Raw genomic sequence first — 23,574 nt, forward strand, 5'->3', positions numbered from 1 at the left:
AGCGCTCATTGGGCGCCTGGTTCGAGATGCCGGCTGAGAAAGGTCGGCACGCGGGCGAGCGCATCGGCGCGGGCGGCGGGATCGGTGGCGACGATCGGCACGACGCCTTCCTTGGTGCGGAATTCCGGGCGTTCGCGATAGGCAAGGCCCGGCCAGTCGAAATCGTGATAGGCGCCGGAATAGATGCGCAGCGTCACCGGACTGCCCGCGCTCGCCGCCTCCGTCAGCAGCGCTTCGCAGGGTTGAAGCGGGGTCCAGACGTCCTTTTCCCCGGTCAGCACCAGAAGCGGGATGCGGGTTGACCAGCCGCCGCGCTGACGGTCGGCGCTGCATGAGCCGGGATAGAAGGCGACCGCCGCCTGGAAGTCTCGCGCCGGGGCAAGGCCGGCGGGGCGGGCGGCACTGTTGACGCGCAGCGTGTTCAACACCGCTCCGCCGCCCTGCGACCAGCCCATGAGCGCGATGCGGCCGGGGTCCACGAAGGCTTGCGCCTGCAAATAAGCGAGCGCGCCATACATGTCCTGCGGTCGGGCGCGATACACCTCGGACCGGAAGGTGGCGGGCGCGCACATGGTTTTCACGCCGCGCGGCGTGAAGCTGTCCACCATGAGCACGTTGTAGCCCGCCCCGGTGAGGCGCTGCGCCCAGTCGGTCTCGCGGGCATTGATGCCGGTCTTGCCGATCAGGCCACCACAGCCATGGGCGAAGACCACCGCCGGGCCGGGCCCGTTCGCTGCTTTCGCGCGGAAGAGATAGCCGTCCAGCGTGGTGCCATCGCGGGAGGGAAAGCTGACTTTCTCCTGCGCCTGCGCGCCAGCCCCGGCGGCGAGAAGCCCGAGCATGGCGAGGCCGGCCAGCGCGAGGCGGATGAAGGCGTGTCGCAAGAGGTGCTCCCGGTCATCCTTTGCGCCCGAGCCTGGAGGGCGATTCACCGACCAGAGGGGATCGCATGTCGTCCCCTCTGGTCGGATCCGACTCTAGGCCGCCGCCGCGCGCCTCACAATGTCGCGCAAGGGCAGCTTGTCCCGGATCGGGACAGATGCTGCACCGCCCCTGGAACGGGAGGGGACCAAAAGGGGCGCGAATCAGCGGGCAAGTCGCTTTCCCGATCCGTTCCGCCGGTGTCGCTTGAGGACGGCAGAGGCCGCCCCCTCACCCTTCCCCCACTGGCGGCCGATGCAGCGCCACCGTCTCGCCGCCGGTTCCCGGCACGGCGGGATAGAGCGCGCGCACGCGCGGATCATGACCGGGAATGACGCGGTCTTTCGCGCCCGCCAGCTTGTGGGCCTTGGCCCAGCCGGCGGCCATTTCGCCCAGGTTGAAGACGATGGGAAAGGTGAGCCCCCGCTCCATATTGGCGTAGAAATGGCTGGCATCGCTCGCCAGCACCACCGGGCCGCGTTGGGTCTCCACGCGCACCATTTGCAGGCCGTCCGTGTGCCCGCCCACATGGTGCACGCTCACCCCCGGCGCCACCTCGCCCTCGCCCGCATGGAAGCGCACCCGGTCCTGGTAGAGCGCGCGCACCATCTTCACCACGTCCTCCACGTCATAGGCATGGCGGATGGCGCCGACGCACATGTGGCGGCCGGTGGCGAACCCCATCTCGCGCTCCTGGAGATGGAAGGTGGCGGCGGGGAAGAGGTCGAGATTGCCCGCATGGTCGTAATGCAGATGGGTGATGATCACATCTCTCACCCCGGCCGGATCGCATTGAAGCTCCGCCAGCCCGTCCTCCACCTGCCGCAGGATGCGCCGGCCCCGCTCGGGCGCGCCCACGGCGCGAAAGCCGGTATCCACCAGGATGGTCCGCGGCCCTGAGCGCAGCAGCCAGACATAGAAGTCCAGCGGCATGGGCAGATCATGGGGATCGGTGGACCCGATCATGTTCATGCCTGCCGTGCGCGCCTGTTCGCCATAGCGCAGCGCATAGACCTCCCACTCCATCCCGGTCCTCCCGTTTCCGACCCGCTTGCGTGCGGGGTTCGGCTGTGTATAGTTCGTCTCATAAAAAAGAACACTCATTCTGTCTAACAGAACAACGGGAGAGACGCTTGCCCCATCACCCGGACCCGCAGGTCCCGGAGCCGGACACGGCCTTGGAGGCCGTGACGGCACGCCTCGCGCGGCTGCCCGCCTTGCTGGAGAGCCATCCGCAGCTCGTGGAGCGCGGGCGTTTCCTCACCGTGGATTGCCTTCTCGGCACCCCCACACGGCCCTTCCACACCCGCATCGTGGACGGCCGCATCACCGCCATGGAGGCCGGGCCGCGTTTGATGGCGAGCTGGCGCTTTGCCTATCGGGCGACCCCCGAGGCGTTCCTGGAATTCTGGAAGCCGCTGCCCCGCGCCGGCTCACACGATCTGCTGGCGCTGACCAAGAGTGGCGCGGCGGGCCTGGAGGGGGACCTCCACCCCTTCATCGCCAACCTGCAATATTTCAAGGACCTGCTGGCCCTGCCCCGCGCTGCGGCGTCCCCTTCGGAGGCGCACCCATGACCCCGCGCCTCGAGCCCATGGTGGGCCGCTATCTCCACTGCGAGATCGATGGCCGCCCCCACCGGATCTATTTCGAGGAAGCCGGCGCCGGCATTCCCCTGGTCTGCCTGCACACTGCCGGCTCGGACGCCCGCCAGTGGCGGCACCTCTTGTGCGATGAAGAGATCACCCGCCACTTCCGCGTCCTGGCCTTCGACCTGCCCTTCCACGGCAAGTCCAATCCGCCGGAAGACTGGGACGGCAGCGAATATCGCCTCACCACCGCCGCCTATACGGCCGCCATCCGAGCCTTCTGCGGCGCGCTGGAGCTGGAACGGCCGGTGGTGATGGGCTGCTCCATCGGCGGGCGCATCGTCCTGAATTTGGCCATCGACCATGCGGCTGAGTTTTCCGCCCTCATCGGCCTGGAGGCGGCGGACTTCCAGCAGCCCTGGTACGACACCACCTGGCTCAACCGGCCCGACGTGCATGGCGGGGAAGCCTGCGCGGCGCTGGTCTCCGGCCTCATGTCGCCGGACGTGCCCCCCGCCCGGCGCCGCGAGACGCTGTGGCACTACAAGCAGAGCGGCCCCGGCGTCTTCAAGGGCGACCTTTATTTCTATCGCGTGGACGGCGATTTGCGCGGCCGCACCGCTGCCATCGACACGACGGTGTGCCCGCTGTTCCTGCTCACCGGCGAATATGACTATTCGTGCGCGCCGCAGGACACTTTGCGCACCGCCGCCTCCATTCCCGGCGCCAAGGTCACGGTCATGGACCGGCTCGGCCATTTCCCCATGAGCGAAAATCCGGAGCAGTTCCGGGCCTATATCGCCCCCGTCCTCGAAGAGGTGCGGGCGCTTCACGACAAGCAATAAACCGGAGGATCCAAGATGAACACCGCAACCCGGCTCGCCGCCGCGCTCACGGGCGCGCTGGCCCTGGCCGCACCCAGCCTCGCCTCTGCAGCCGACGACGTCATCCGCATCGGCATCCTGAACGACCAGTCCGGCGTCTTCGCCGACAATGGCGGCCAGGGCTCGGTCGCCGCGGCCCGCCTCGCGGCTGAGGATTTCGGCAACTCGGTCAATGGCATGCGCATTGAGATCGTCAATGCCGACCACCAGAACAAGGCCGACATCGCCTCCGCCACCGCCCGCAAATGGTTCGACAATGAAGGCGTCGACCTGATCGCGGACGGCGCCGCCTCCTCCGCAGGCTTTGCCATCCTGGAAGCCGCCAAGGAGCGCAAGAAGATCTTCATCGTCAACGGCCCGGCCTCCTCCGACTTCACCGGCAAGGCCTGCACGCCCTTTTCCTTCCACTTCACCTACGACACCTATGCGCTGGCCAAGATCACCAGCCAGGCCATCACCAAGGCGGGCGGCAAGAGCTGGTACTTCATCACGGCCGACTATGCCTTCGGCCATGCGCTCCAGCGCGACGCGACGAAGTTCATCGATGCGGCGGGTGGCAAGGTGCTGGGCCAGGCGGCCCATCCGCTCGGCACCAACGACTTCTCCTCCTTCCTGCTCCAGGCTCAGGCCTCCAAGGCCAATGTGGTGGGCCTCGCCACCTCCGGCCGCGACGTGCAGACCGCGATCAAGCAGGCGGGCGAATTCGGCATCGTGGAAGGCGGCCAGAAGCTCGCCGGCCTCCTGGTCTTCATCACCGATGTGAAGGCGCTGGGCGTGAAGGCGGCGCAGGGCCTGCAGGTCACCACCTCCTTCTACTGGGACCTCAATGACGACACCCGCGCCTGGACCAAGCGCTTCATGGCGCAGACCGGCGGCAAGGTGCCGAGCATGATCCATGCGGGCGTCTATTCCGGCGTGAAGCATTACCTCGAAGCCGTGAAGGCCCTCGGCACCAAGGATGGCGAGAAGGTCGCCGCCAAGATGCACGAGATGAAGGTCAACGACATGTACAACAAGGATGTCGTGATCCGTCCCGACGGCCGTGTCCTGCACGACATGTACCTGATGCAGGTGAAGACCCCGGCCGAGTCCAAGTACGAGAACGACTTCTACAAGACCGTCCAGCGTTTCCCCGGCTCGGAGTCGTTCCGGCCGCTGAGCGAGAGCGAGTGCCCGCTCGTCAAGCGCTGATCCCTTCCAGCCGGCCCGCCCCCGAACGCGGGCCGGCTTTTTGTGAGGACCTCATGACCGCCCTGCCCTTCTTCGTCGCAGGCCAGCCCGTCCAGGGGACGGGACCGGCCTTCGCCTCCATCAATCCCGCCACCGGCGCGGTGAATTACGAGGTGTCCGCCGCCTCCGCCGCCGACGTGGACGCTGCCGTCAAAGCCGCCCAGGCGGCGGTGCATTCGGCGAAATGGCGCAACCTGCGCCCCCATGAGCGCGCCCGCATCATCGCCCGCATCGCCGACGGCATGGCCGCCAATGCCGACGAACTGGCCGCCATCCAGATGCGCGAGAACGGCAAGGTCATGGCCGAGTGCCGGACCCAGGTGGCGAGCGCCATCGCCACCTTCCGCTATTTCGCCGGGGTCTGCGAGACGCTGGGCGGCGACCTGACGCCGCCGCGCGGCGACTATCTGTCCATGGCGGTCTATGAGCCCATGGGGGTGGTGGCCGCCATCACGCCCTGGAACTCGCCCCTCACCATGGAGGCGCAGAAGGTGGCCCCGGCGCTCGCCGCCGGAAACGCGGTCATCGTCAAGCCCTCCGAGGTGACGCCCACCGCCGCGCTTCTGGTGGCGCGTATCGCCGCCGAGGCGGGCCTGCCCGCCGGCATCCTCAATGTGGTGACCGGCCTTGGCGGGGAAGCCGGCGTGTCCCTGGTGCGCCATCCCGGCGTGCGCATGGTCTCCTTCACCGGCGGCACCGAGACGGGCCGGGCCATCGGGCGCATCTGCGCCGACCGGCTCATTCCCGCCGCCTTGGAACTGGGCGGCAAGTCGCCCAATATCGTGTTCGCCGATGCCGATCTCGACGCGGCCGTGGCCGGCGTCATGGGCGGCATTTTCGAGGGGTCGGGCCAGTCCTGCGTCGCCGGCTCGCGCCTGTTCGTGCAGCGCGCCGTCTTCGATGCCTTCGCCGAACGCCTGAAGGCCGCCACCGACGCGCTGAAGGTGGGCCTGCCCACGGAAGCCGGCGTGAAGATGGGGCCGCTGGCCTCCTTCCCGCACCGCGACCGCGTGGAGCGCATGGTGGAGACCGCCCGCAAGGAAGGCGGCGAGATCATCTCCGGTGGCGCCCGCCCCGATGATGCCGCGCTTGCCGCCGGCGCCTTCTACCGGCCGACCCTCATTTGCGGCCTGACCAACCGCTCCAGCGCCGCCCAGCAGGAAATCTTCGGCCCGGTGCTCGTCCTGTTGCCCTTCGACGACGAGGCGGACGTGGTCGCCCAGGCCAATGACAGCGTCTATGGCCTCGCCTGCGGCATCTGGACGGCGGATTATCGCCGCGCCTACCGCGTCGCCCGCGCCATCGAGGCGGGCACGGTGTGGATCAACACCTACAAGCAATTGTCCATCGCCACCCCCTTCGGCGGCTTCAAGGAAAGCGGCATCGGGCGCGAGAAGGGCATTTCCGGCGTGCGCCTCTACCAGCAGGCCAAGGGCATCTATTGGGACATGGGGCCGCTGGTGGGCGGCGACGAGAAGGGCTTCAATCAATGACGGGTTCGGTTGGTTTCATCGGGCTCGGCGTCATGGGCGAGCCCATGTGCCGCAACCTCGCACAGAAGAGCGGGCGCCCCGTCATCGGCTTTGACCGGGCGGACGCGCCCCTGGAGCGGCTCGCCGCCTTCGGGGTGACGCGCGCCGAGAGCCTTGCCGCGCTCGCCGCCTCCTGCGACGTCATCCTCATGGCGCTGCCGAGCGGCGCCCATGTGGAAGCCGTGACGCTGGGCGAGAACGGCCTGCTCGCCGGCGCCCGGCCGGGCCAGGTGATCGTCGACCTCGGCACCTCGCCGGTGGAGCTGACGCGCGACATCGCCGCCCGCTTCGCGGAAAAGGGCGCCATCTATGCGGATGCCCCCATCGCCCGCACCCGGCAGGCGGCGGAAGAGGGCACGCTCTCCATCATGGTGGGCGCGGACGAGGAGACGTTCGCCGCCATCCGCCCGCTGCTCGCCACCTTCGCCAGCGACATCACCCATTGCGGGCCGGTGGGCGCGGGGCAGATCGTCAAGATCCTCAACAATATGGTGCTGGTGGAAACGGTGGTGGCGCTGTCGGAAGCCATCGCCACCGCCAAGCGCGCCGGGGTGGACGGCAAGCTCCTGTTCGAGACCCTCATGAAGGGCTCGGCGGACAGCTTCGCTTTGCGCAATCACGGCATGAAGGCGGTGGTGCCCGACACCTTCCCCGAGCGCGCCTTCTCCACCTCCTATGCCCGCAAGGACATTTCCTATGCCCTCTCTCTGGCGGGCTCCGTGGGCCTGAAGCTGGAGGGGGCGGAGCTGGCCGACCGGCTGCTCGCCCGCACCCAGGAGGCGGGCTTTGCCGACCTCTATTGGCCCGTGGTCAGCCGCATCATCGCCGCCGGCGAAAGCTGACGGCGCCGCCGCGCCGGCCGCCGGCCTGCCCTGACCCGGCGGCCGGCGCGGCCCCATTGCGGGACGCTCCCGCCGCCTTCCTCCCGGCGCGCGTTCCACATCCTGAGGGCGATCCCCCTCGCCGCGCCGCACAGGCGCGCGAGGCGGTGAATCGCCCTCTTTTTTGGTGTAAGCCCCGGTTGACGGGAATGGCAGGACGGCGGCGGAAGCCGCCTTCAGGGAGACGGGCGTGGCCGAGAAGCAGACCTTCACCTCCCCCGATGGGGGCGTCGCCGCGGTGGAGCGGGCATTCGCCATCGTCGCGGCGCTGGAACAGGGCGAAGGTCCGGTGAGCCTTGCGGACCTCTCCCGCGTGACCGGGCTCTATAAGAGCACCATTTTGCGCCTCATGGCCTCGCTGGAGCACAATGGCTATGCCACGCGCCTGCGCGACGGGCGCTATGATCTCGGCCCCACCGCCTTCCGCCTCGGCCTTGCCCATGAGCGCAAGAATGCCCTGCGCGGCCAGGTGCTGCCCGTGCTCCAGGATCTGGTGGACAAGGGCACGGAAAGCGCCTCCTTCCATATGCGCCAGGATGGGGAACGCCGGCTCTGCCTGCTGCGCGTGGATTCCCGCCACCCCACCCTCGACCGGGTGACGGCGGGCGCGACTTATCCCTTGAAGGTGGGCGCCGCCGGCCGGGTGATCCTGGCCTTCGAGGGCACCGCCGGGGAGGGCTTCGATACCCTGCGCGCGGAAGGCTGGGCGCTTTCGCTGGGCGAGCGGGACCCCGCCTGCGCGGGCCTTGCCGCCCCCGTCTTCGGGCCGGCGGGCCTCATCGGCGCCGTCTCCCTGTCCGGCCCGCGCGAGCGCTTCGGCACGGACGAGATCGCCGCCATGCGCGCCTTGCTCATGCCCGCGGCCGCCGACCTGACCCGGCGCCTGGGCGGCACCTGGCCGCGCTTTAGCTGAGCCATAAAAAAGGACCGGGCGTCGCCGCCCGGCCCCGTTTCACGTCGCGCTGTGGCGCCTCACTTCAGAGTGGCGCCCGAGGCCTTGGCGGCGGCGCCCCACTTGACCGTCTCATCCGCCATGAAGGCGGCGAAGGCCTCCGGCGTCGAATTGACCACGTCGCCGCCCAGTTGCTCCAGGCGCTTGGTCATCTCCGGCTCGGCGACGATGCGCGAGACCTCCTTATAGATGACCTGCACCAGCTCCGGCTTGATGGAGGCGGGCGCCAAGAGGCCGAACCAGGTGGCGGCCTCGAATCCCTTCAGGCCGGATTCATCGAAGGTGGGCACGTCGGGCAGCGCCGGCAGCCGGCGGGCATTGGCCACAGCGATGGCGCGCAGCTTGCCGGTCTCGATCAGCGGAATGACCGCCGTGGCGGTGGCCAGCATCATCTGCACCTGCCCGCCCATGAGATCGGTCAGCGCGGGCGAATCGCCCTTATAGGGCACATGAGTGATGCCGCTCTTGGTGGCGATCTTGAACAATTCGCCGGACAGATGCTGCGCCGTGCCGATGCCGGGCGAGGCGAAATTCACCTTGTCGCCTTCCTTGGCGAGCCAGGCGGTGAATTCGGCCAAGGTCTTGGCCGGCACCTGCGGGTTCACCACCAGCACCAGGGGCACCTTGGTGACCAGCGTGATGGGCGCGAAGTCCTTCACAGGGTCATAGGTGAGGCCCGGATAGAGATGGCCCGAAATGGTGTGGGCCGAAGTGGTCATGAACAGGGTGTAGCCATCCCCCGCCGCCTGGGCCACCGCGCGGGCAGCGATGGTGGTGCCAGCACCGGCCCGATTGTCCACCACCACCGGCTGCTTCCAGGCGGTGGAGAGCTTCTCGGCAATGGCGCGGGCCACCACGTCAGTGGCGCCGCCCGCCGCATAGGGCACGACCATGGTCACGGGCCGGGTGGGATAGGGCTCAGCCGCCACGGCGGGCACGGCCAGAGCAAGGCAGCCGGCGAGCGCGGCCAGCGTGGTCTTCAAGGTCATATGTCCTCCCAACGGTGTTGCTTGACTGGAAATGGTCCGCGCCGAGGGGCGCCACCTGCCCCCCTCGCGCCCGCCCATCGCCTCGCTTCTGGGAGGCGCAGGACGAGAAATGTTCTGCTAGACAGAATAGTTATTCTAATTTCATAATAGGGCCTGCCCCTCCCCCGTCAAGGCTTGACGAGACGGTGTGTGAGGGGCCACATACGCATACTTTTGTATGCAAAAGGATGCAGGGAGGGGAAATGCCCATGGCGGCGAGCTCGGCTTTGGGGCGGCACTGGGATGTGCTGGTGGTGGGCGGGGGCAATGCGGCCTTGTGCGCAGCCATTGCGGCGCGCCGGCAAGGGGCTTCTGTGCTGGTGCTGGAGGCGGCCTCCCGCTTCTATCGCGGCGGCAACACCCGCCACACCCGCAACATGCGCTGCGCCCATGACAGCGCCACCGACACCCTCACCGGCCCCTATAGCGAGGAGGAGTTCTTCGACGACCTCCTGCGCGTCACCCAGGGCCACACGGACGAGGATCTGGCGCGCTTCATGATCGCCAGGTCCAAGGACATGCTCACTTGGATCACCGAGCAGGGGGTGCGCTTCCAGCCCTCCCTCGGCGGCACGCTCTCGCTGGGGCGCACCAATTCCTTCTTCCTCGGCGGCGGCCGGGCCATGCTGAACGCCCTCTACCTCACCGCCGAGCGGCTGGGCGTGGAAGTGTCCTATGACAGCGAGGTGGTGGGCCTGACGCTGGAGGGCGGCACCTTCCGCTCTGCCCGCGTGCGCCATGCCGGCGGCACAGCCGAGGTCACCGCCCGCGCCCTGGTGGCGGCGGCCGGCGGCTTCGAGGCCAATATCGAATGGCTGAAGGAATATTGGGGCCCGCCGGCGGAAAACTTCCTCATTCGCGGCACGCCCAACAATCGCGGCACCATGCTGCGCATGCTGCTCGACCAGGGCGTGAAGGAAGTGGGCGATCCCACCCAATGCCACGCGGTGGCCATCGACGCCCGCGCGCCCAAGTTCGACGGCGGCATCATCACGCGGCTCGACTGCGTGGTGTTCGGCATCGTCGTCAACAACAAGGCCGAGCGCTTCTATGACGAGGGCGAGGATTTCTGGCCCAAGCGCTATGCCATCTGGGGCCGCCTCGTCGCCCAGCAGCCGGACCAGATCGCCTATATCGTCTTCGACGCGAAGTCGCTGACCTCCTTCATGCCCTCCCTCTATCCCCCCATCAGCGCCCCGACGCTGGAGGAATTGGCGGGCAAGCTGAATCTCGACCCGGCCAAATTCGCCGCCACCGTGAAGGGCTTCAACGGCGCCATCGTGCCCGGCGGCAGCTTCGACCACACGGTGCTGGATGATTGCCGGACGGAGGGCCTCACCCCGCCCAAGACCCATTGGGCCCGGCCCGTCGATACCGCGCCCTTCTATGCCTATCCGGTGCGGCCGGGCATCACCTTCACCTATCTGGGGGTGCGGGTGAACGAGGAAGCCCGCATGCAAATGGCCGATGGCACCAAGGCCAAGAACATGTTCGCCGCCGGCGAGATCATGGCCGGCAACGTGCTCGGCCGGGGCTATGCGGCCGGCATCGGCATGACCATCGGCTCCGTCTTCGGCCGCTGCGCCGGCACATCAGCCGCCGCCGCCGCAGCCCGCGCCTGACCCTTAAGCCCGTTTTCCGAGGAATGACCTGACATGACCGCGCACAGCACCGCGCTCCAGGAGGCCGAGCGCCTCATGACGGTCTGCAATTCCTGCCGCTATTGCGAAGGATTGTGCGCCGTCTTCCCGGCCATGGAAATGCGCCGCTCCTTTGCCGCCGGCGACCTGAATTATCTCGCCAATCTCTGCCATTCGTGCGGCGCCTGCTATTATGACTGCCAGTTCTCGCCGCCCCACGAATTCAACGTCAACGTGCCCCGCACGCTCGCCGAGGTGCGCAACGACACCTATGCCACTTATGCCTGGCCGCGCCCGCTGGCGGGCCTGTTCCGGCGCAACGGGCTTTCGGTGGCGCTGTTCGCGGCGCTGTCGGTGGCGGGCTTCCTGTTCGGCTTCATGGCGCTGAACGACCCGGCCGTGATGTTCGGAACTCAGGTGGGCCAGGGCGCCTTCTTCCGCCTCATGCCCCATGGCGCCATGGTGGGCCTGTTCGGCGCCGCCTTCCTCTATGCGATCCTCGCTCTGTTCATGGGCCTGCGCGCCTTCTGGCGGGACATGGAGGCGCGCAATCCCCTGCCCACCGACGCGCCCTCCTTGTGGCAGGCCATGAAGGATGCCGGGCGGCTGCGCTATCTGGATGGCGGCGGGGTCGGCTGCATGAATGCGGACGAGAAGCCCACCGACAACCGGCGCATCTATCACCATCTGACCTTCTACGGCTTCGCGCTCTGCTTTGCCGCCACCTCGGTCGCCACCCTCTATGCCTATCTCCTCGACCGCCACTCCCCCTATCCCTGGTGGGACCTGCCGGTGGTGCTGGGCACGCTCGGCGGCATCGGGCTGGTGATCGGCCCGGCCGGCCTGTTCCTGGCCAAGAAAGCCCGCGACCCCATGATGATGGACGAGACCCGCAAGGGCATGGACGCGGCGTTCCTCGCCATGCTCTTCCTCACCGCGCTGACCGGCCTCCTCCTGCTGGTGGCCCGCGCCACCCCGGCCATGGGCACGCTGCTGGCCATTCACCTGGGCTTCGTGTTCGGCTTCTTCCTCACCATGCCCTACGGCAAGTTCGTCCACGGCCTCTACCGCTACGCCGCCCTGGTCCGCTACGCCAAGGAGCGGCACAGGGAACTGGCGGGGCATTGAGGGAGCCCGGGCGGACCGAGCGGACTTCAGCGGCCCGCCCGCATAATTTGATTGCGTCGATATTTTAAACAACCCATGATTGCATCCCGTTGGGTCGACGCAGTCAGGGCGGGGGCTGTCGGCGGCCGCGATATGTGCCTCATCCGCCGATGGCTCACGCATCATGCCGAACGGTAGTCTCGTCCCTTTTCGCCGCCTCGCCGGCCTAACCTTGATCCCGGCCTTGATCCCGGCCTTGATCCTGGCCTTGATCCTGGCTGTGCTTCTGCCCGAGGCGCTTGCGCGGGCGCAGGACCAGGCTGCGACCGGGACGCCGCAGCAACCAGCCCCCACCTTTCCCAAGGAAGCGGCCGGTAATCCCCCGCCGCCACGGGCGACCGAACAAGGCGGCCTTGATCCCGCCAAGGTGGATCTGGCCAAGCTTCAGGAATGGCGCCGGGGCCAGGAGGCGGAGTTCGCCGCCACCAAGCTGCGCATGGATTACTTCTATTGGAACACCATGATGGGCGTCGCCATCGTCACGGTGTTCATCGTCTTCTTTTGCCTGATGCACCTTTTTGGCCGTGCGACGGGAAACTTCTCCCGCTACTTCATCGTCATCACCGCCATCGGCACCACCATCTTCCTGATGGTCATGGGCTACACCGAAGCCCAGGTCGCCCCTGCCTTCGGCCTGTTGGGCACCATCCTCGGCTACATCTTCGGCAAGCAAGCGGGGGAGAGCGAGGCGAAGGTCGCAGCGCAGGACGGCGCCCACATAGCCGCGTCGGACATGAAAGCCACCGGCAAGCAGCAGGACAAAACCGGTGCGGACGCTAAGAACGAAGGCGCGACCGAGGAGAGACATCAGACCACCGGCGAGGGTCAGGATGGCAAGGGCGCTGACCAGGCAGGGGAGAAAGCCCAATGAGCCCGCACCCGCACCTCATCGCTCTCATCGCCATGGCGGCGCTCGGCCTCGCTGCACCCGCCGCCGCTCAGACCTCTGCGTCGCAGAGCACGGCGCCTTGGGCGCTGCAGTACCTTTTGCAGGCCCCTGCTGCCTCTATCCAAGACGTAACGAGGAAATATGGGGGCGCGCTAGCCTGCCCGACCTGCATGCCGGGTGCATACGGTCCTCTCGGGACGGAAGGAGCCATACCGCAGATCCGCCCTGGCCAGTTCGATAAATTCGTTGACGAAAAGAAAAGCACACGGCCTTGGGCCCCCACGCTGATCGCCTGCGCGCCCGTCCCCCTCAAAGTCGGCCCCGGCAAGATCGGCGTCATCAATGGAAGCGACCAAACGCTCACGTTCTCAGTCAAGCTCGGAGCCAGCGACCAAATCGTGAAGCTCGCGCCAGGAGAGATCGAGACCGTCACCGTCCTGATTGGCGGGACCGCGCTGGTGGGAACATCCGATAACAGCATCCCAGCCCAAACCCTCACCGGCGGGACGGTCTATCGGCTGAAGGCGCAAGATGGAAAATGGGCCTTTGTGGCCGACTGACAGCATCGGCGGCGGCCATCCTCCGCCCCCTCCTCCGTCCTGTCCCCCCTTGGCGTGACGTGACGCCTTCCCAGGCGCCCCAATGGCGCCGCGTTTGCACGGCTGCCCCACCGCAGGCCCGCATCGAATGTCATCCCCCTGTCACACTCCCAAGGTTAGTGCGCCCCTCATCATAAGCTGCGCCCAGGCAGCGATGGGGCGCGCCCCGGCTGAGGGCGATCCTGGCACGGAGCCATGGGGAGCCACATGCCGTTCATCACCTCCTTCCACCCCGACGAGTTCGTCAGCACCCTGTTCAGCCTGACGGTCGCCTTCGCCATGGGCACCCTCATCGGGGCCGAGCGGCAATATCGCCAGCGCATGGCGGGGCTGCGCACCAATGTGCTGGTGGCCATCGGCGCCTGCCAGTTCGTGGACATGTCCATGCAGCTGGACGGCGCGTCGGGGGCGGTGCGCGTGATCGCCTATGTGGTGTCGGGCATCGGCTTCCTGGGCGCCGGCGTCATCATGAAGGACGGCGCCAATGTAAGCGGCCTCAACACCGCCGCCACCTTGTGGTGCTCGGCGGCGGTGGGCGCCTGCGCGGGGGCGGACCTGGTGGCCCAGGCGGTGGCGCTCACCTTGTTCGTGCTGGCCGGCAACACCTTGCTGCGCCCCCTGGTGCGCTGGCTGGAGCGCCGGCCCCAGAGCGAGGAGACGGAGGCCTGCTACGAGGTGATCATCCTCGGTTCATCGGCGGCGGCGGTGGATCTCCAGGCGCATGTGGCCAGAGTTCTGGAAGAGGCCTCCTTCCCCGTGGCCGACATCGAGGTGGTGGAACGGCCCAACGACATGGTGGAGCTGACCGCGCAGCTGGTCTCCTCCACCGCCAGCAAGGCCGAACTGGACACGCTCATGGGCCGCCTGCGCACGATGGAGGCGGTGTCTTCCGCCCATTGGTTCCGCAGCGCTGGCGGCGAGTGAGCCGCCTTATCCTTGCGGGGGCCTTGTCCTCGCGGGGGCCTTATCCCCGCGCGGGCTTGGCGTCCGCCGGCTTGGCGGGAAGGCTGAGGATCTCCGCCAGCGCCACCAGCGGCGGCACCAGGAAGCACCAGATGCCCACCGCCAGATAGGCGAGCGCCGCCGCTGCGCAGCCGCCGCAGAAGCTGACGAAGAACAGCCCCTGCCGCTTCAGCCGCGCCCGCACGGGGGCAAGGTCGCCGCCCGGCGGCGGACGCCAGACATGGGCCACGTCGAGCAGCACCTGCGTCATGGTGCCGGTCATCACGGTGGAGGGCGGGGCATCGGTGAGGTGGGTCCGATGCAGGGCATTCTGCAGGGCCATGGCCCCCACCAGCGTCATGCCCATCATCACCGCCGCCGGAGCGTCGGGATCGGGCAGGACGCCCACATGGATGGCCACCACCGCCGCATGGGCGAGCAGGATGAGCTTTGCCCCCATCAGGATGCGGAAATCGTCATGGCCACGGGCGAGGCTCGCATGGCTGACGAGGCGGGCGCACACCACCACCAGGCAGAAGACGGGCACCGCGATGATTTTCGCCAATGCAGGCATTTCGCCATTGGCGATGGCGGCGGCGAAGGTGACGATGTTGCCGGTCACATGGGCGGTGAACAGGCCGTGCAGCGTGACGAAGCCCGCCGCATCCACAAAGCCCGCATTGAAGCACAGAAGGCTCGGCAGGAGATATCTCAAGGGGGTGCCTCCAACGGGAATCCGGCTCCCCGTTGAATAGCCGAGCCGCGCAGCCCACGCTTGCCTAACTTTGTCGGCTTCGCCGCGCCCCCGGCATCGTTCACCGGTTTACCTGTCCGCCCCCCGCTCACCGCACCGTCGGGCACGCCGCATCCAAGGCTTCACGCGTCGTGCAATCTCACCAGAAGCCCTTGCCGACGTTGAAGCTGTAGGTCAGCGAGACGCCGGCCTCGAACTGGTTGGTGTTCTGGGTCAGGGGCGAATCGGCGGCGGAGCCCAGCAGATTCAGGTAGGTGCCGTACATGCCGGCGGTGAAACCGTTGCCCAGTTGCTTGGTCATCTGCGCCGTCACGCCCCACTGGTTGAAGCCGGCCGAGGGAGAATAGGGCCGGGTGGGGTTGAGCAGCGCCGTGGTGACGAAGGACTGGTAGGGCGTCACGCCGAAATAGGCGTCCATATAGCCGGTGCCGGCATAATAAAGGCGCGGACCCACCGCAAATCCCCAGCCGCCCGGGGCATTGTAGATGAAGTCGGCCTTCATGGAGCCGACGATGCCGGAATAGCCGCCGGCCGCATAAAGCAGTTCACCGCGCAGGCGCAGCCATTCAGCCGGGAACCATTCCGCAAACCCGCCCACCTGCACGGTGGTGCTGACATCGCCCATGCCGCGCAGCCGGTCGGAATCATCCGCATCCCGGCCCCAGTCCAGATTGGCGGCAGCGCCGACCGCGAACCGGCCAATGTCCAGCAAGGCGATGGAGGGGCTGTCATCAATGGAATGGAAGTCGTAGAGCTCGCTTTCCTTGCTCATGCTGAACAGGAAGCTGGGCACGATGCGGTAGCTGGAGCTGCCCGCATAATCGGGCTCCACGATGCCGGCGCCGCCGATGATGATGTACCAGTTCTCCTTCTGGGCCGGCTGGTCGAAGATGGTCTTCACATCTGCCGCCATGGCGCCTGAAGCGAGAAGGCCGAGGGCCACCACTGAACCAAGCGCGCGGGCACCAAGGGAAGCGAAGAACATGGAGGGGAATCCTGATAGACGTGCCACACTTTAGACACGTTAAATGCGCGCGTGGTGGCAAATATGCAACACCCCGTCGCGCATTTTGGAGGGAATAAAGTTAAGCATTCCTATCCCCCTTACCTGTGCATGCGAGAGGCAGCGACGATCAGTTATGACCGCCTGGATTCCAAGAAGAACGACGTCTCATATTTCATTCTAATCTTGACCTTGGCCATTCGAGAACCTGTTCAGGCCATTCTTTCCGTGCTACCCGCCGTGTTCATCTTGTGGTCGCCCCCCGCCGGCAGCAGCGGCGGTTGGTGCCGTCCGGATCGGGGGATGCGGTGTTCGAGCTTTTCCTTCTCTTGATCGGCGGCCCGACCTTGCGTCGCAAATGGTGGGTGGTGGCGACCATCGGCCTGCTGTGGCTTGTGGTGGGCGTGCTGCTGCTGATTGATGCGCTCTTCAACGAGGTGCGCATCCCCGCCGACTATTTCGCCATCCCGCTGGTCATCATGGCCGCCGTGTCGTTCGGTGCCGGCGTCATGAGCCGCTCGCGGATGCATCGGACCATGCGCTTCATCAAGAGCGCGGTGTGCGTTATCATCATCCTCCTGCTGGTGGACGCGCCCTGGCATTCCGACATCGTCATTGCCTTCCTCGTGGGCACCCTGCTGATCGCCGACGCCATCTGGCGCGCGGGCAGCGCCTATGTGGTGCGGTTCCCCGCCTGGCGCAGCGCGCTGGTGCTGGCGGGCCTGGAATTCCTGATGGGCCTGTGGTCCTACGTGCCCTGGCCCACCCATTGGCGGGGCGAGGTGGGCTCGGACGTGGCCCAGCTCATCATCGTCGCGGCCGTGGGCGTCACCGCCTTCGGGCTGCGGGTGCGGCGCCTGCCGCAGGGCGTGCTGCTGGCCGACATCCTGGCCCAGACCCGCGCCGACCGCGCCGGGCAGACCCATCCGCATGTGGACGTGCCGGAACTGGCGGCGCCCCAGCGCTTCGACGACACGCTCACCGTGCACGTATGGACGCCCACGGGGGGCCTTGCCCCTCTCGCCCGGGGAGTTCAGCGCTATGTGGTGGCGCAGGATGAGACGGGGGCGGCCTCCACCGGCCATGCGGCGCTCCAGCTGCCGCCGGACCTTTATATCAGCCATTATCCGGCGGTGGAGATCGAGCGTTCCCCAGACCAGTTCGCCCGCGTGCTGCGCGCCACCCGCGAGAATGACGTGCCTGGCGAGTTCAAGCCGAGCTATGAAAAGGAAAGCGCGGAATGGTGCCCCTCCACCATGCAAGTGCGCCTTGTCGGCATCAATGGCGCGGCGGTGCGGCGCTTCTGGGCGGACTACAGCACCGACAGCACCTATAACCTGACCTACCGCAACTGTTCGAGCGCCGTGGCCCGCGCGCTGGATGCCGCCATTGAGGGGCGGTACGCGGAAGAGATCCGCTCGCCCCTCTTCATCATCCGCCTGCTGAGCCTGCCGGAATTGTGGGTGGCCGGCCTCATGCACCGGCGTGCCGCCTGGATGGCCTGGACCCCGGGCATGGTGCTCGACTATGCGCGCGCCGTCTCCGGCATCCTCCAGATGGGCGGCGGACGGCGCAGCCTGCGCACCTTGCGCGCCGCCGCGCGGGCGCAGGCGGACGCTGGACACGCACCCGAAAACAAGTAAAGAATTGTCGACGCGAGCGAATCCGACATCGGACGCGTATAAAAATACCGCTACTTCTGGTGGTGAAACAATATATCCGCGACGAGAGCTTCCAGGATGCGCCAGCTTTTCATCCTTCCGGTCGCCTTAAGTCTTTTCCTTCCCGCTTTTGTTACGCATTCTTTCGCGCAGCCACAGCCGGATGTCTGCACGGGCAAGCGCTCCTGCTTCATGGCCTTCGATGGGCCCGACCGCGGCTTCTGCGAGGCCTATGTGGAAGGCAAGTCCTGCTTCATGGCCTTCAACGATTCCAATGACCGGGGCTGGTGCCAGCACCTGCGCGAGGGAAAGTCCTGCTTCATGGCGCTGAACGGCCAGGCGCGCACTGATTGCGATGCCGGCCGCATCCCGCGCGCGCATCGCCACTGGCTCAATCTGTGCCGGGGCTGGTGAGCGCCCCGCTGGCGCTCCCCATCGCGCCCCTTGGGGCGATCGACGATCCAAAGACATGAGACGGCCCGCCGGCTTCGTCGGCGCGGTGATCCAGAGGGGGACGGGCGGATGTGTGTCGCGTGTGACTGGGCACCCCATTTCGAGCGCTTCGGCCTTGCCGTGGCAAAGGCATCCGGCCCGAGCCGCCGCAGCGTGCTGCGCGCCGGCGCCGCCATGGGAGCGGCGGCCGCCGCCGGCTCCCTGTTCCGGGCGAGCGAAGTGCTGGCGCAGGAGGCGTCCGGCCCGGCCGACTTCGTCTTCCATAACGGCCCCATCCACACGGTCGCCGGCCCCACCGGGGTCGAGGCGGTGGCAGTGACCGGCAAGACCATCGTCCATGTGGGCGACAAGGCCGGGGCGCTGAAGCTCGCCGGCCCGAAAACGCAGGTGATCGACCTGAACGGCCGCCTGCTCCTGCCCGGCTTCGTGGAGGGCCACACCCACCCCTTCCTCGGCGCCTTCTTGACCTCGGGCGTCGACCTCCAGCTTGCCACCAAGAAGGACGCCCTCGACGCCATCGCCACCTATGCCAAGGAACACCCCACCGGCCCCATCCGGGGCTTTGGCTGGCGGGTGGACATGTTCCCGCCCGAAGGCCCCACCCGGGCCGATCTCGATGCCGTCCTGCCCGATCGCCCGGGCTTCTTCTTCGCCATTGACGGGCACAGCCTGTGGGCCAATTCCAAGGCGCTGGAGATGGCCGGCGTCAATCGCGACACGCCCGACCCGATCCCGCGCTTCAGCTATTTCGTGCGCGACCAGAAGGGCGATCCCACCGGCTATGTGCTGGAGGTGAACGCGGTGCTGAGCCTCGTCAACGCCATCGAGCCGATCTCGGGCGCGGCCATGGCCGAGCTCCTGGAGGGCTGGCTGCCCAAGGCGGCGGCGGCGGGCATCACCACCGTGTTCGATGCCGGCGTGCCGCCCGTGGGCGGCGATGAGGGGGCGCTCATCGCCCTTTATGCGGAGTCGGAAAAGCGCGGCGTGCTGCCCTTCCGCGTCGTCGCCTCCTGCTCGGTGAAGGGCCCGCCCATCGACACTGCGGTGGCGGTGCTGAAAGACGTGCGCAGCCGGGTTTCAACCGAGCTGGTGCAGGTGAACGTGGTCAAGGTCATCGGCGACGGCTCGCAGGGCGGCTATACGGCCTGGCTCAACGCGCCCTATGCGGACAAGCCGGACAGCACGGGCGGCTCGCCCTTCACCGTGGAGCAGTGGCACCAGCTCATCGGCGCGGTGGATGGGGCCGGCTATGACGTCCATGTCCATGCCTGCGGCGAGCGGACCGCGCAGGTGGCCCTCGACGCCTTTGAGAAGGCCATCGCCACCAACCCGCCGCGCGACCGCCGCCACGCCATCGCCCATCTCGTCTATGTGGAAGACGCGGACAATGCCCGCTTCGGCAAGCTCAACGTCACCGCGCAATTCTCCGCCAACTGGTCCTCGGCTGATCCCGATACGCTCAAGAACATGCGCGAGCGCCTGGGCGAAAAGCGCGCCACCAACATGTACCGCACCAAGACCGTGCTGAAGGAAGGCGGGCGCGTCTCCTTCGGCACCGACTGGCCGGCGGCGGGCTATTTCTCCACCTACAAGCCGCTGGATTCCATCGAGGTGGGCGTGACCCGCCAATTGGTGGGCCAGCCCGATGCCCCGGTCCTCGTGCCCACCGACGAGCGCCTCACCGTGGAAGAGGCGATCCACGCCAACACCCTGGGGGCGGCCTATCAGCTGCGCCTCGACGACAAGATCGGCTCCATCGCGGTGGGCAAGCTGGCGGACCTCATCGTCCTCGACCGCGACATCCTGAAGGGTGATCCCCACGACATCCACAAGGCCAAGGTGGAACTGACCCTCATGAACGGGAAGGTCCGCCACCAGGCGTGACCGACCGGGCGGTGGAACGTTCCCGCCTTCCGCCGCCTGTGCCGGCTTTGGGGCCTGCGGTCGGGTTGTACCGGAGACCCTAATCGGTTTGACTGGCGCCCGGCGGGCCGAAGCGCCCGGCCTGTGGGGTGACCTGAGCGACCGATGACTTATCCGACCTGGGACGAAGGCCATGCGCGGCGCGTGCAGGCCATGGTCATGCTGCAGGGGGGCGCGATGACGCTCCTCGGGCTGAGCTGGTTCGCCTGGGCCCTGTCGATGCATCGTCCCCTCCTGGCCGTCACCGATCTGGCGCTGGGCATTGCCGGGGTCACGCTCTTCAGTCTCGTGGCACGCGGGCGGCTGCGCACGGCGACCATCCTCACCGCCCATGTCTCACCCCTCCTGCTCGCGCTGCTGTGCCTGTTCGACAACCCGTCCCCCGACATTCCCCGCTCCACCCACCTCTTCTTCCTGCCCATGGCGGCGGGCGGCTATTTCGCCTTCCGGCAGCACGACATCTATCTGCGGCTCGTGCTTCCGGCGGTCTATCTGGTGGCCTTCCTCGTCTTCGCGTTGACGCCGCTGAAGTTTACCGACCCCGCTTGGCTGATCCCCCCTTTCGCCGAATGGACGGCGGCCTGGCTGAACACGGTGTGCGCCCTGCTGGCGCTCGTGGTCACGGTGGTGCTGATGCATGCGGATTTGACCGAGCGCCATGCGCGGGAAAAGGAACTGCGCAGCGCCATCGCCCGCGCCGATTTCACCCTTCACTTCCAGCCGCAGGTGGATCTGGAGCGTCGCGTGCTCGGCGCCGAGGCGCTGTTGCGCTGGCGCCATCCCACGCGGGGCGAGGTGGGACCGGACGCGTTCATCGCGCTTGCGGAGGAAACCGGCCTGATCGTGCCCATCGGCGACTGGGTGCTGCGCGCCGCCTGCGCCCAGCTCGCCCGGTGGCACGCGCGGCCCGAGACCGCCCATCTCACCCTCGCGGTGAACATCAGCGCGTCCCAGTTCCTCCAGCCGGACTTCGTGGAGACGGCCATCGGCGTCATCCAGCGCAGCGGCGTCGCCCCCTCGAAGCTTCGGCTGGAGCTGACGGAAAGCATGTCCACCGACGACATCGCCGCCACCGCCGCCAAGATGCAGGCGCTGCGCGAGATCGGCATCGTCTGGTCGCTAGACGATCTGGGCTCGGGCTATTCCACCTTGCAGGGCCTCAGCCGCCTGCCCTTCGGCCAGATCAAGATCGACCAGTCCTTCGTCGCCACGATGGGCTCCGACACGCCCGACACGCACATCGTCGAGGCGGTCACCACCCTCAGCGCGCGCCTGAGCCTCGCGCTGGTGGCCGAGGGGGTGGAGACCGAGGAACAGTTCCGCAAGCTCGTGGAACTGGGATGCCGGGGCTTCCAGGGCTATCTGTTCGGCCGCCCCATGGAGGTCGGCGCTTTCGAGGCAGCGCTCCTCGCCGACACGCCGCGCGCTTGACCCTGGCGGCCCCGACAGAGCCCTAGGCCACAGCGCGCATCCCCCGCTCCCGCGGGACATTGGCAGGCGCGGGTGTTCGGTCGAGGGCGACCTCCTCCCATTGCCCACGGGCGTTGCGGAGGGACAGCATGGGGCGCACGCCGCTGTGGCGCGTGGGACCGGGGAGCCGCGTCGCCCACGCTTTCCCCCCGGACCGGTCCTGGCCGCACTGCCCCTCGGCTCAGTCCTGCGCGCGGAAATAGCCCGCATGCGCGATGTCGCTGAGCAGGCCGGGGCCGTCCGGCTGCCAGCCGAGACGAGCGCGGGTGGCGGCGCTGGAGGCGGACTGGTCGAGGGCGGCGAAGCCTTCGAACCAGCCGAAATGGCGCCGCGCCTCCCCCGGCGAAAGCGAGACGCAGGGCAGGCCCAGCCCCTCGGCGATGGCCTTCGCGATCTCCCGGAACGGGACACCCTCCTCGGCCACCGCGTGGCAGGTCACGCTTGCCGGCCCCCGCTCCACCGTCAGGCGATAGGCGCGGGCGGCATCGCGCACATGCACCGCCGGCCAGACATTGGCGCCCTGCCCCCCATAGCCCGAGACGCCGCTGCGCCGGGCCATCTCGATCAGCATGGGGACGAAGCCATGATCCCCCGGACCGTGCACGGAGGGGGGCAGGCGCATGACGCTGGTGGAAATGCCCCGCGCGCTCAACGTCTCCGCCGCCCATTCGGAGGCGCGGGGATAGCGCTCCGAGGGCGGAAGCGCCCGGTCGGTCTCAACGGCGCGCCGTCCCGCCGCGTCCAGAGCGGCAAGCCCGCTGGTCACCACGAAGGGCTTTCCCGACGCCCCCTCCCCCAGCGCCAGGATCGCCGCGCGATCGATGGCACAGGATTGCGCGAAGCGGGCGAAGTCGTGGATGAAGCCCGTATGGATCACCGCATCGGCCACGGCGGCTCCGCTGCGCAACACCGCGTGGGCCTCCAGGTCCCCTGCCAGGGGCTCCGCCCCCATGGCCCGCAGCCGCGCCGCGCTCGCCGCCGACCGGGCGAGCCCCAGCACCTCATGCCCCTGGGCCAGCAATTCCTCGACCACCGCCACGCCGACAAAGCCCGTGGCCCCCGTGACAAACACCTTCATGGTCGCTCTCCGTCTTGTGCCGGGGCGCACTATGGGCCAGGATTTATCCAGTTAAAGATGTGACCTTATAGGGGTATAATGACTGACAGGCTGGAGGGGGCCGGCGCCGAGGGGCGCCTCGCGCGCTTTCTGCGGGAGCGTCGGCAGCGGCTCGATCCCGCCGCTCTCGGCCTCAGCGGGCGCCGCCGGACGCCGGGCTTGCGGCGGGAGGAGGTGGCGCAGCGGGCGCACATTTCGACAACCTGGTACACGTGGCTCGAACAGGGGCGCGGCGGCGCCCCCTCCCCCGCCGTCCTCGATCGCCTCGCCGAGGCGCTGCTGATGACGGAAGCGGAGCGGGAGCATCTGTTCCTGGTGGCCATCGGCCGCCCGCCCAAGGCCCATGCCGTCCCGAACGAGGGGATTTCCCAGCGTCTCCAACGGTTTCTGGATGCCATGCCGCTGATTCCGGCGACGGTGGCCACTTCCACTTGGGACATCATCGCCTGGAACCACGCGGCGCGCCGAGTGCTCACCGATTACGAGACCCTGCCCCCCGACGAGCGCAACATCCTGAGGCGCATGTTCCTCGATCCCCCCACCCGCGCGGCGCAGGGCGACTGGGAGGCGGTGGCGCGGTTCCTGGTGGCCACCTTCCGGGCCGAAACCGCGCGCGTCGGGGACACGGCGCGCGCCGAGGCCCTGGTATCCGACCTCAATGCCAGCAGCGCGGACTTCGCCCGCATGTGGAGCGAGACCGATGTGCGCGCGACCGGAGAGGGCGCCAAGACCATCCGCCACGCCGTAGCGGGCGAGATCAGCCTCGAATTCTCCTGCTTCGCGGTCGATGGCCGGCCGGACCTCAAGCTGGTCATCTACAATCCCGCCGGGGCGGCCGACCTTGCCAAGGTGCGCCGGCTGTGCGCGGAGGAAGACGCCGCGCTCTACGCTCAGGACCTATTAATGTCGTTCTGGATGTGATTCACAGTCTCCATTGAG

The 23,574-nt window shown here is 67.8% G+C and carries 22 protein-coding genes; 16 read left to right on the forward strand and 6 right to left on the reverse strand.

Features of this window, described 5'->3' with window-relative positions; all coding sequences use genetic code 11:
• Positions 1-5: 5 nt before the first annotated feature.
• Both J5J86_RS22080 and J5J86_RS22085 read right to left on the reverse strand, forming a co-directional pair.
• Entirely contained in the window at positions 6-884 is an 879-nt protein-coding gene (locus tag J5J86_RS22080) for a dienelactone hydrolase family protein (protein WP_209102176.1), read from the reverse strand.
• 268 nt (positions 885-1,152) lie between these two features.
• Positions 1,153-1,947: an N-acyl homoserine lactonase family protein gene (locus J5J86_RS22085; RefSeq protein WP_209102178.1), complete on the reverse strand. Its 795-nt coding sequence runs from the start codon at positions 1,945-1,947 to the stop codon at positions 1,153-1,155.
• A 107-nt stretch (positions 1,948-2,054) separates the two neighbouring features.
• Here J5J86_RS22085 and J5J86_RS22090 point away from each other — a divergent pair, with 107 nt between their 5' ends.
• The 6 genes from J5J86_RS22090 to J5J86_RS22115 all read left to right on the forward strand — a co-directional run bounded on the left by J5J86_RS22090 (position 2,055) and on the right by J5J86_RS22115 (position 7,950).
• The gene (locus J5J86_RS22090; protein WP_247657762.1) at positions 2,055-2,498 is read left to right on the forward strand and encodes a hypothetical protein; all 444 of its coding nucleotides are present in this window, start codon (positions 2,055-2,057) and stop codon (positions 2,496-2,498) included.
• Positions 2,495-3,355 carry an alpha/beta fold hydrolase gene (locus tag J5J86_RS22095; protein ID WP_209102180.1) on the forward strand — a complete coding sequence of 287 codons (861 nt, stop codon included), beginning with the start codon at positions 2,495-2,497 and terminating at the stop codon, positions 3,353-3,355. The genes J5J86_RS22090 and J5J86_RS22095 overlap by 4 nt, the downstream gene beginning before the upstream one ends.
• 15 nt (positions 3,356-3,370) lie before the next feature.
• Positions 3,371-4,585, forward strand: a complete 1,215-nt coding sequence (locus tag J5J86_RS22100; protein ID WP_209102183.1) for an ABC transporter substrate-binding protein — start codon at positions 3,371-3,373, stop codon at positions 4,583-4,585.
• A 53-nt stretch (positions 4,586-4,638) separates the two neighbouring features.
• Positions 4,639-6,117 (forward strand): aldehyde dehydrogenase, encoded by a 1,479-nt coding sequence (locus tag J5J86_RS22105; RefSeq protein WP_209102185.1) that lies wholly within the window; start codon positions 4,639-4,641, stop codon positions 6,115-6,117.
• Positions 6,114-6,998: an NAD(P)-dependent oxidoreductase gene (locus J5J86_RS22110; protein ID WP_209102186.1), complete on the forward strand. Its 885-nt coding sequence runs from the start codon at positions 6,114-6,116 to the stop codon at positions 6,996-6,998. The genes J5J86_RS22105 and J5J86_RS22110 overlap by 4 nt, the downstream gene beginning before the upstream one ends.
• 229 nt (positions 6,999-7,227) lie before the next feature.
• Positions 7,228-7,950, forward strand: a complete 723-nt coding sequence (locus J5J86_RS22115) for an IclR family transcriptional regulator (RefSeq protein ID WP_209102188.1) — start codon at positions 7,228-7,230, stop codon at positions 7,948-7,950.
• 59 nt (positions 7,951-8,009) lie between these two features.
• On the opposite strand, the gene J5J86_RS22120 is transcribed toward J5J86_RS22115, so the two are convergent.
• The gene (locus J5J86_RS22120; RefSeq protein ID WP_209102190.1) at positions 8,010-8,978 is read right to left on the reverse strand and encodes a tripartite tricarboxylate transporter substrate binding protein; all 969 of its coding nucleotides are present in this window, start codon (positions 8,976-8,978) and stop codon (positions 8,010-8,012) included.
• Positions 8,979-9,226: 248 nt separating this feature from the next.
• On the opposite strand from J5J86_RS22120, the gene tcuA reads away from it, so the two are divergent.
• The 5 genes from tcuA (at position 9,227) to J5J86_RS22145 (ending at position 14,236) form a co-directional block, all read left to right on the forward strand.
• A complete protein-coding gene (gene tcuA / locus J5J86_RS22125) occupies positions 9,227-10,639 on the forward strand; it encodes an FAD-dependent tricarballylate dehydrogenase TcuA (protein WP_209102192.1) in 1,413 nt (470 codons plus the stop codon).
• Between the two features lie 33 nt (positions 10,640-10,672).
• Entirely contained in the window at positions 10,673-11,785 is a 1,113-nt protein-coding gene (tcuB, locus tag J5J86_RS22130) for a tricarballylate utilization 4Fe-4S protein TcuB (protein ID WP_209102194.1), read from the forward strand.
• A gap of 223 nt (positions 11,786-12,008) precedes the next feature.
• Positions 12,009-12,695: a hypothetical protein gene (locus J5J86_RS22135; protein ID WP_209102196.1), complete on the forward strand. Its 687-nt coding sequence runs from the start codon at positions 12,009-12,011 to the stop codon at positions 12,693-12,695.
• Positions 12,692-13,273: a hypothetical protein gene (locus J5J86_RS22140; RefSeq protein WP_209102198.1), complete on the forward strand. Its 582-nt coding sequence runs from the start codon at positions 12,692-12,694 to the stop codon at positions 13,271-13,273. The genes J5J86_RS22135 and J5J86_RS22140 overlap by 4 nt, the downstream gene beginning before the upstream one ends.
• 246 nt (positions 13,274-13,519) lie before the next feature.
• Positions 13,520-14,236 carry an MgtC/SapB family protein gene (locus J5J86_RS22145; RefSeq protein WP_209102200.1) on the forward strand — a complete coding sequence of 239 codons (717 nt, stop codon included), beginning with the start codon at positions 13,520-13,522 and terminating at the stop codon, positions 14,234-14,236.
• A gap of 40 nt (positions 14,237-14,276) precedes the next feature.
• Here J5J86_RS22145 and J5J86_RS22150 read toward each other — a convergent pair whose 3' ends face one another.
• Both J5J86_RS22150 and J5J86_RS22155 read right to left on the reverse strand, forming a co-directional pair.
• Entirely contained in the window at positions 14,277-14,969 is a 693-nt protein-coding gene (locus J5J86_RS22150) for a YoaK family protein (protein WP_209102202.1), read from the reverse strand.
• Between the two features lie 178 nt (positions 14,970-15,147).
• Complete coding sequence (locus J5J86_RS22155; RefSeq protein WP_209102204.1) at positions 15,148-15,993, reverse strand: MipA/OmpV family protein; 846 nt, start codon at positions 15,991-15,993, stop codon at positions 15,148-15,150.
• 326 nt (positions 15,994-16,319) lie between these two features.
• On the opposite strand from J5J86_RS22155, the gene J5J86_RS22160 reads away from it, so the two are divergent.
• The 4 genes from J5J86_RS22160 (at position 16,320) to J5J86_RS22175 (ending at position 21,479) form a co-directional block, all read left to right on the forward strand.
• Positions 16,320-17,654, forward strand: coding sequence for a protease (locus tag J5J86_RS22160; protein ID WP_209102205.1), 1,335 nt, complete (start codon positions 16,320-16,322; stop codon positions 17,652-17,654).
• A 210-nt stretch (positions 17,655-17,864) separates the two neighbouring features.
• Positions 17,865-18,086, forward strand: coding sequence for a hypothetical protein (locus J5J86_RS22165; protein WP_247657764.1), 222 nt, complete (start codon positions 17,865-17,867; stop codon positions 18,084-18,086).
• Positions 18,087-18,194: 108 nt separating this feature from the next.
• Entirely contained in the window at positions 18,195-20,009 is a 1,815-nt protein-coding gene (locus J5J86_RS22170; protein WP_209102207.1) for an amidohydrolase, read from the forward strand.
• Positions 20,010-20,153: 144 nt separating this feature from the next.
• Positions 20,154-21,479 carry a putative bifunctional diguanylate cyclase/phosphodiesterase gene (locus J5J86_RS22175; RefSeq protein ID WP_209102209.1) on the forward strand — a complete coding sequence of 442 codons (1,326 nt, stop codon included), beginning with the start codon at positions 20,154-20,156 and terminating at the stop codon, positions 21,477-21,479.
• Positions 21,480-21,699: 220 nt separating this feature from the next.
• On the opposite strand, the gene J5J86_RS22180 is transcribed toward J5J86_RS22175, so the two are convergent.
• Positions 21,700-22,596, reverse strand: a complete 897-nt coding sequence (locus J5J86_RS22180) for an SDR family oxidoreductase (protein ID WP_209102210.1) — start codon at positions 22,594-22,596, stop codon at positions 21,700-21,702.
• Positions 22,597-22,674: 78 nt separating this feature from the next.
• Here J5J86_RS22180 and J5J86_RS22185 point away from each other — a divergent pair, with 78 nt between their 5' ends.
• Positions 22,675-23,556, forward strand: a complete 882-nt coding sequence (locus J5J86_RS22185; protein ID WP_209102212.1) for a helix-turn-helix transcriptional regulator — start codon at positions 22,675-22,677, stop codon at positions 23,554-23,556.
• The last annotated feature ends 18 nt before the right edge of the window (positions 23,557-23,574 follow it).

The organism is Aquabacter sp. L1I39 (genome assembly GCF_017742835.1).
In the GTDB taxonomy this organism is placed as follows: Bacteria; Pseudomonadota; Alphaproteobacteria; order Rhizobiales; family Xanthobacteraceae; genus L1I39.

Bases quoted from the DNA above. Each gene is read 5' to 3' on its own strand.
- J5J86_RS22140 (WP_209102198.1), top strand. From the start codon at position 12,692: ATGAGCCCGCACCCGCACCTCATCGCTCTCATCGCCATGGCGGCGCTC.
- J5J86_RS22105 (WP_209102185.1), top strand. From the start codon at position 4,639: ATGACCGCCCTGCCCTTCTTCGTCGCAGGCCAGCCCGTCCAGGGGACG.
- J5J86_RS22145 (WP_209102200.1), top strand. From the start codon at position 13,520: ATGCCGTTCATCACCTCCTTCCACCCCGACGAGTTCGTCAGCACCCTG.
- J5J86_RS22165 (WP_247657764.1), top strand. From the start codon at position 17,865: ATGGCCTTCGATGGGCCCGACCGCGGCTTCTGCGAGGCCTATGTGGAA.
- J5J86_RS22100 (WP_209102183.1), top strand. From the start codon at position 3,371: ATGAACACCGCAACCCGGCTCGCCGCCGCGCTCACGGGCGCGCTGGCC.
- tcuA (WP_209102192.1), top strand. From the start codon at position 9,227: ATGGCGGCGAGCTCGGCTTTGGGGCGGCACTGGGATGTGCTGGTGGTG.
- J5J86_RS22120 (WP_209102190.1), bottom strand. From the start codon at position 8,978: ATGACCTTGAAGACCACGCTGGCCGCGCTCGCCGGCTGCCTTGCTCTG.
- J5J86_RS22095 (WP_209102180.1), top strand. From the start codon at position 2,495: ATGACCCCGCGCCTCGAGCCCATGGTGGGCCGCTATCTCCACTGCGAG.
- J5J86_RS22110 (WP_209102186.1), top strand. From the start codon at position 6,114: ATGACGGGTTCGGTTGGTTTCATCGGGCTCGGCGTCATGGGCGAGCCC.
- J5J86_RS22085 (WP_209102178.1), bottom strand. From the start codon at position 1,947: ATGGAGTGGGAGGTCTATGCGCTGCGCTATGGCGAACAGGCGCGCACG.
- J5J86_RS22175 (WP_209102209.1), top strand. From the start codon at position 20,154: ATGACTTATCCGACCTGGGACGAAGGCCATGCGCGGCGCGTGCAGGCC.
- tcuB (WP_209102194.1), top strand. From the start codon at position 10,673: ATGACCGCGCACAGCACCGCGCTCCAGGAGGCCGAGCGCCTCATGACG.
- J5J86_RS22170 (WP_209102207.1), top strand. From the start codon at position 18,195: ATGTGTGTCGCGTGTGACTGGGCACCCCATTTCGAGCGCTTCGGCCTT.
- J5J86_RS22185 (WP_209102212.1), top strand. From the start codon at position 22,675: ATGACTGACAGGCTGGAGGGGGCCGGCGCCGAGGGGCGCCTCGCGCGC.
- J5J86_RS22180 (WP_209102210.1), bottom strand. From the start codon at position 22,596: ATGAAGGTGTTTGTCACGGGGGCCACGGGCTTTGTCGGCGTGGCGGTG.
- J5J86_RS22155 (WP_209102204.1), bottom strand. From the start codon at position 15,993: ATGTTCTTCGCTTCCCTTGGTGCCCGCGCGCTTGGTTCAGTGGTGGCC.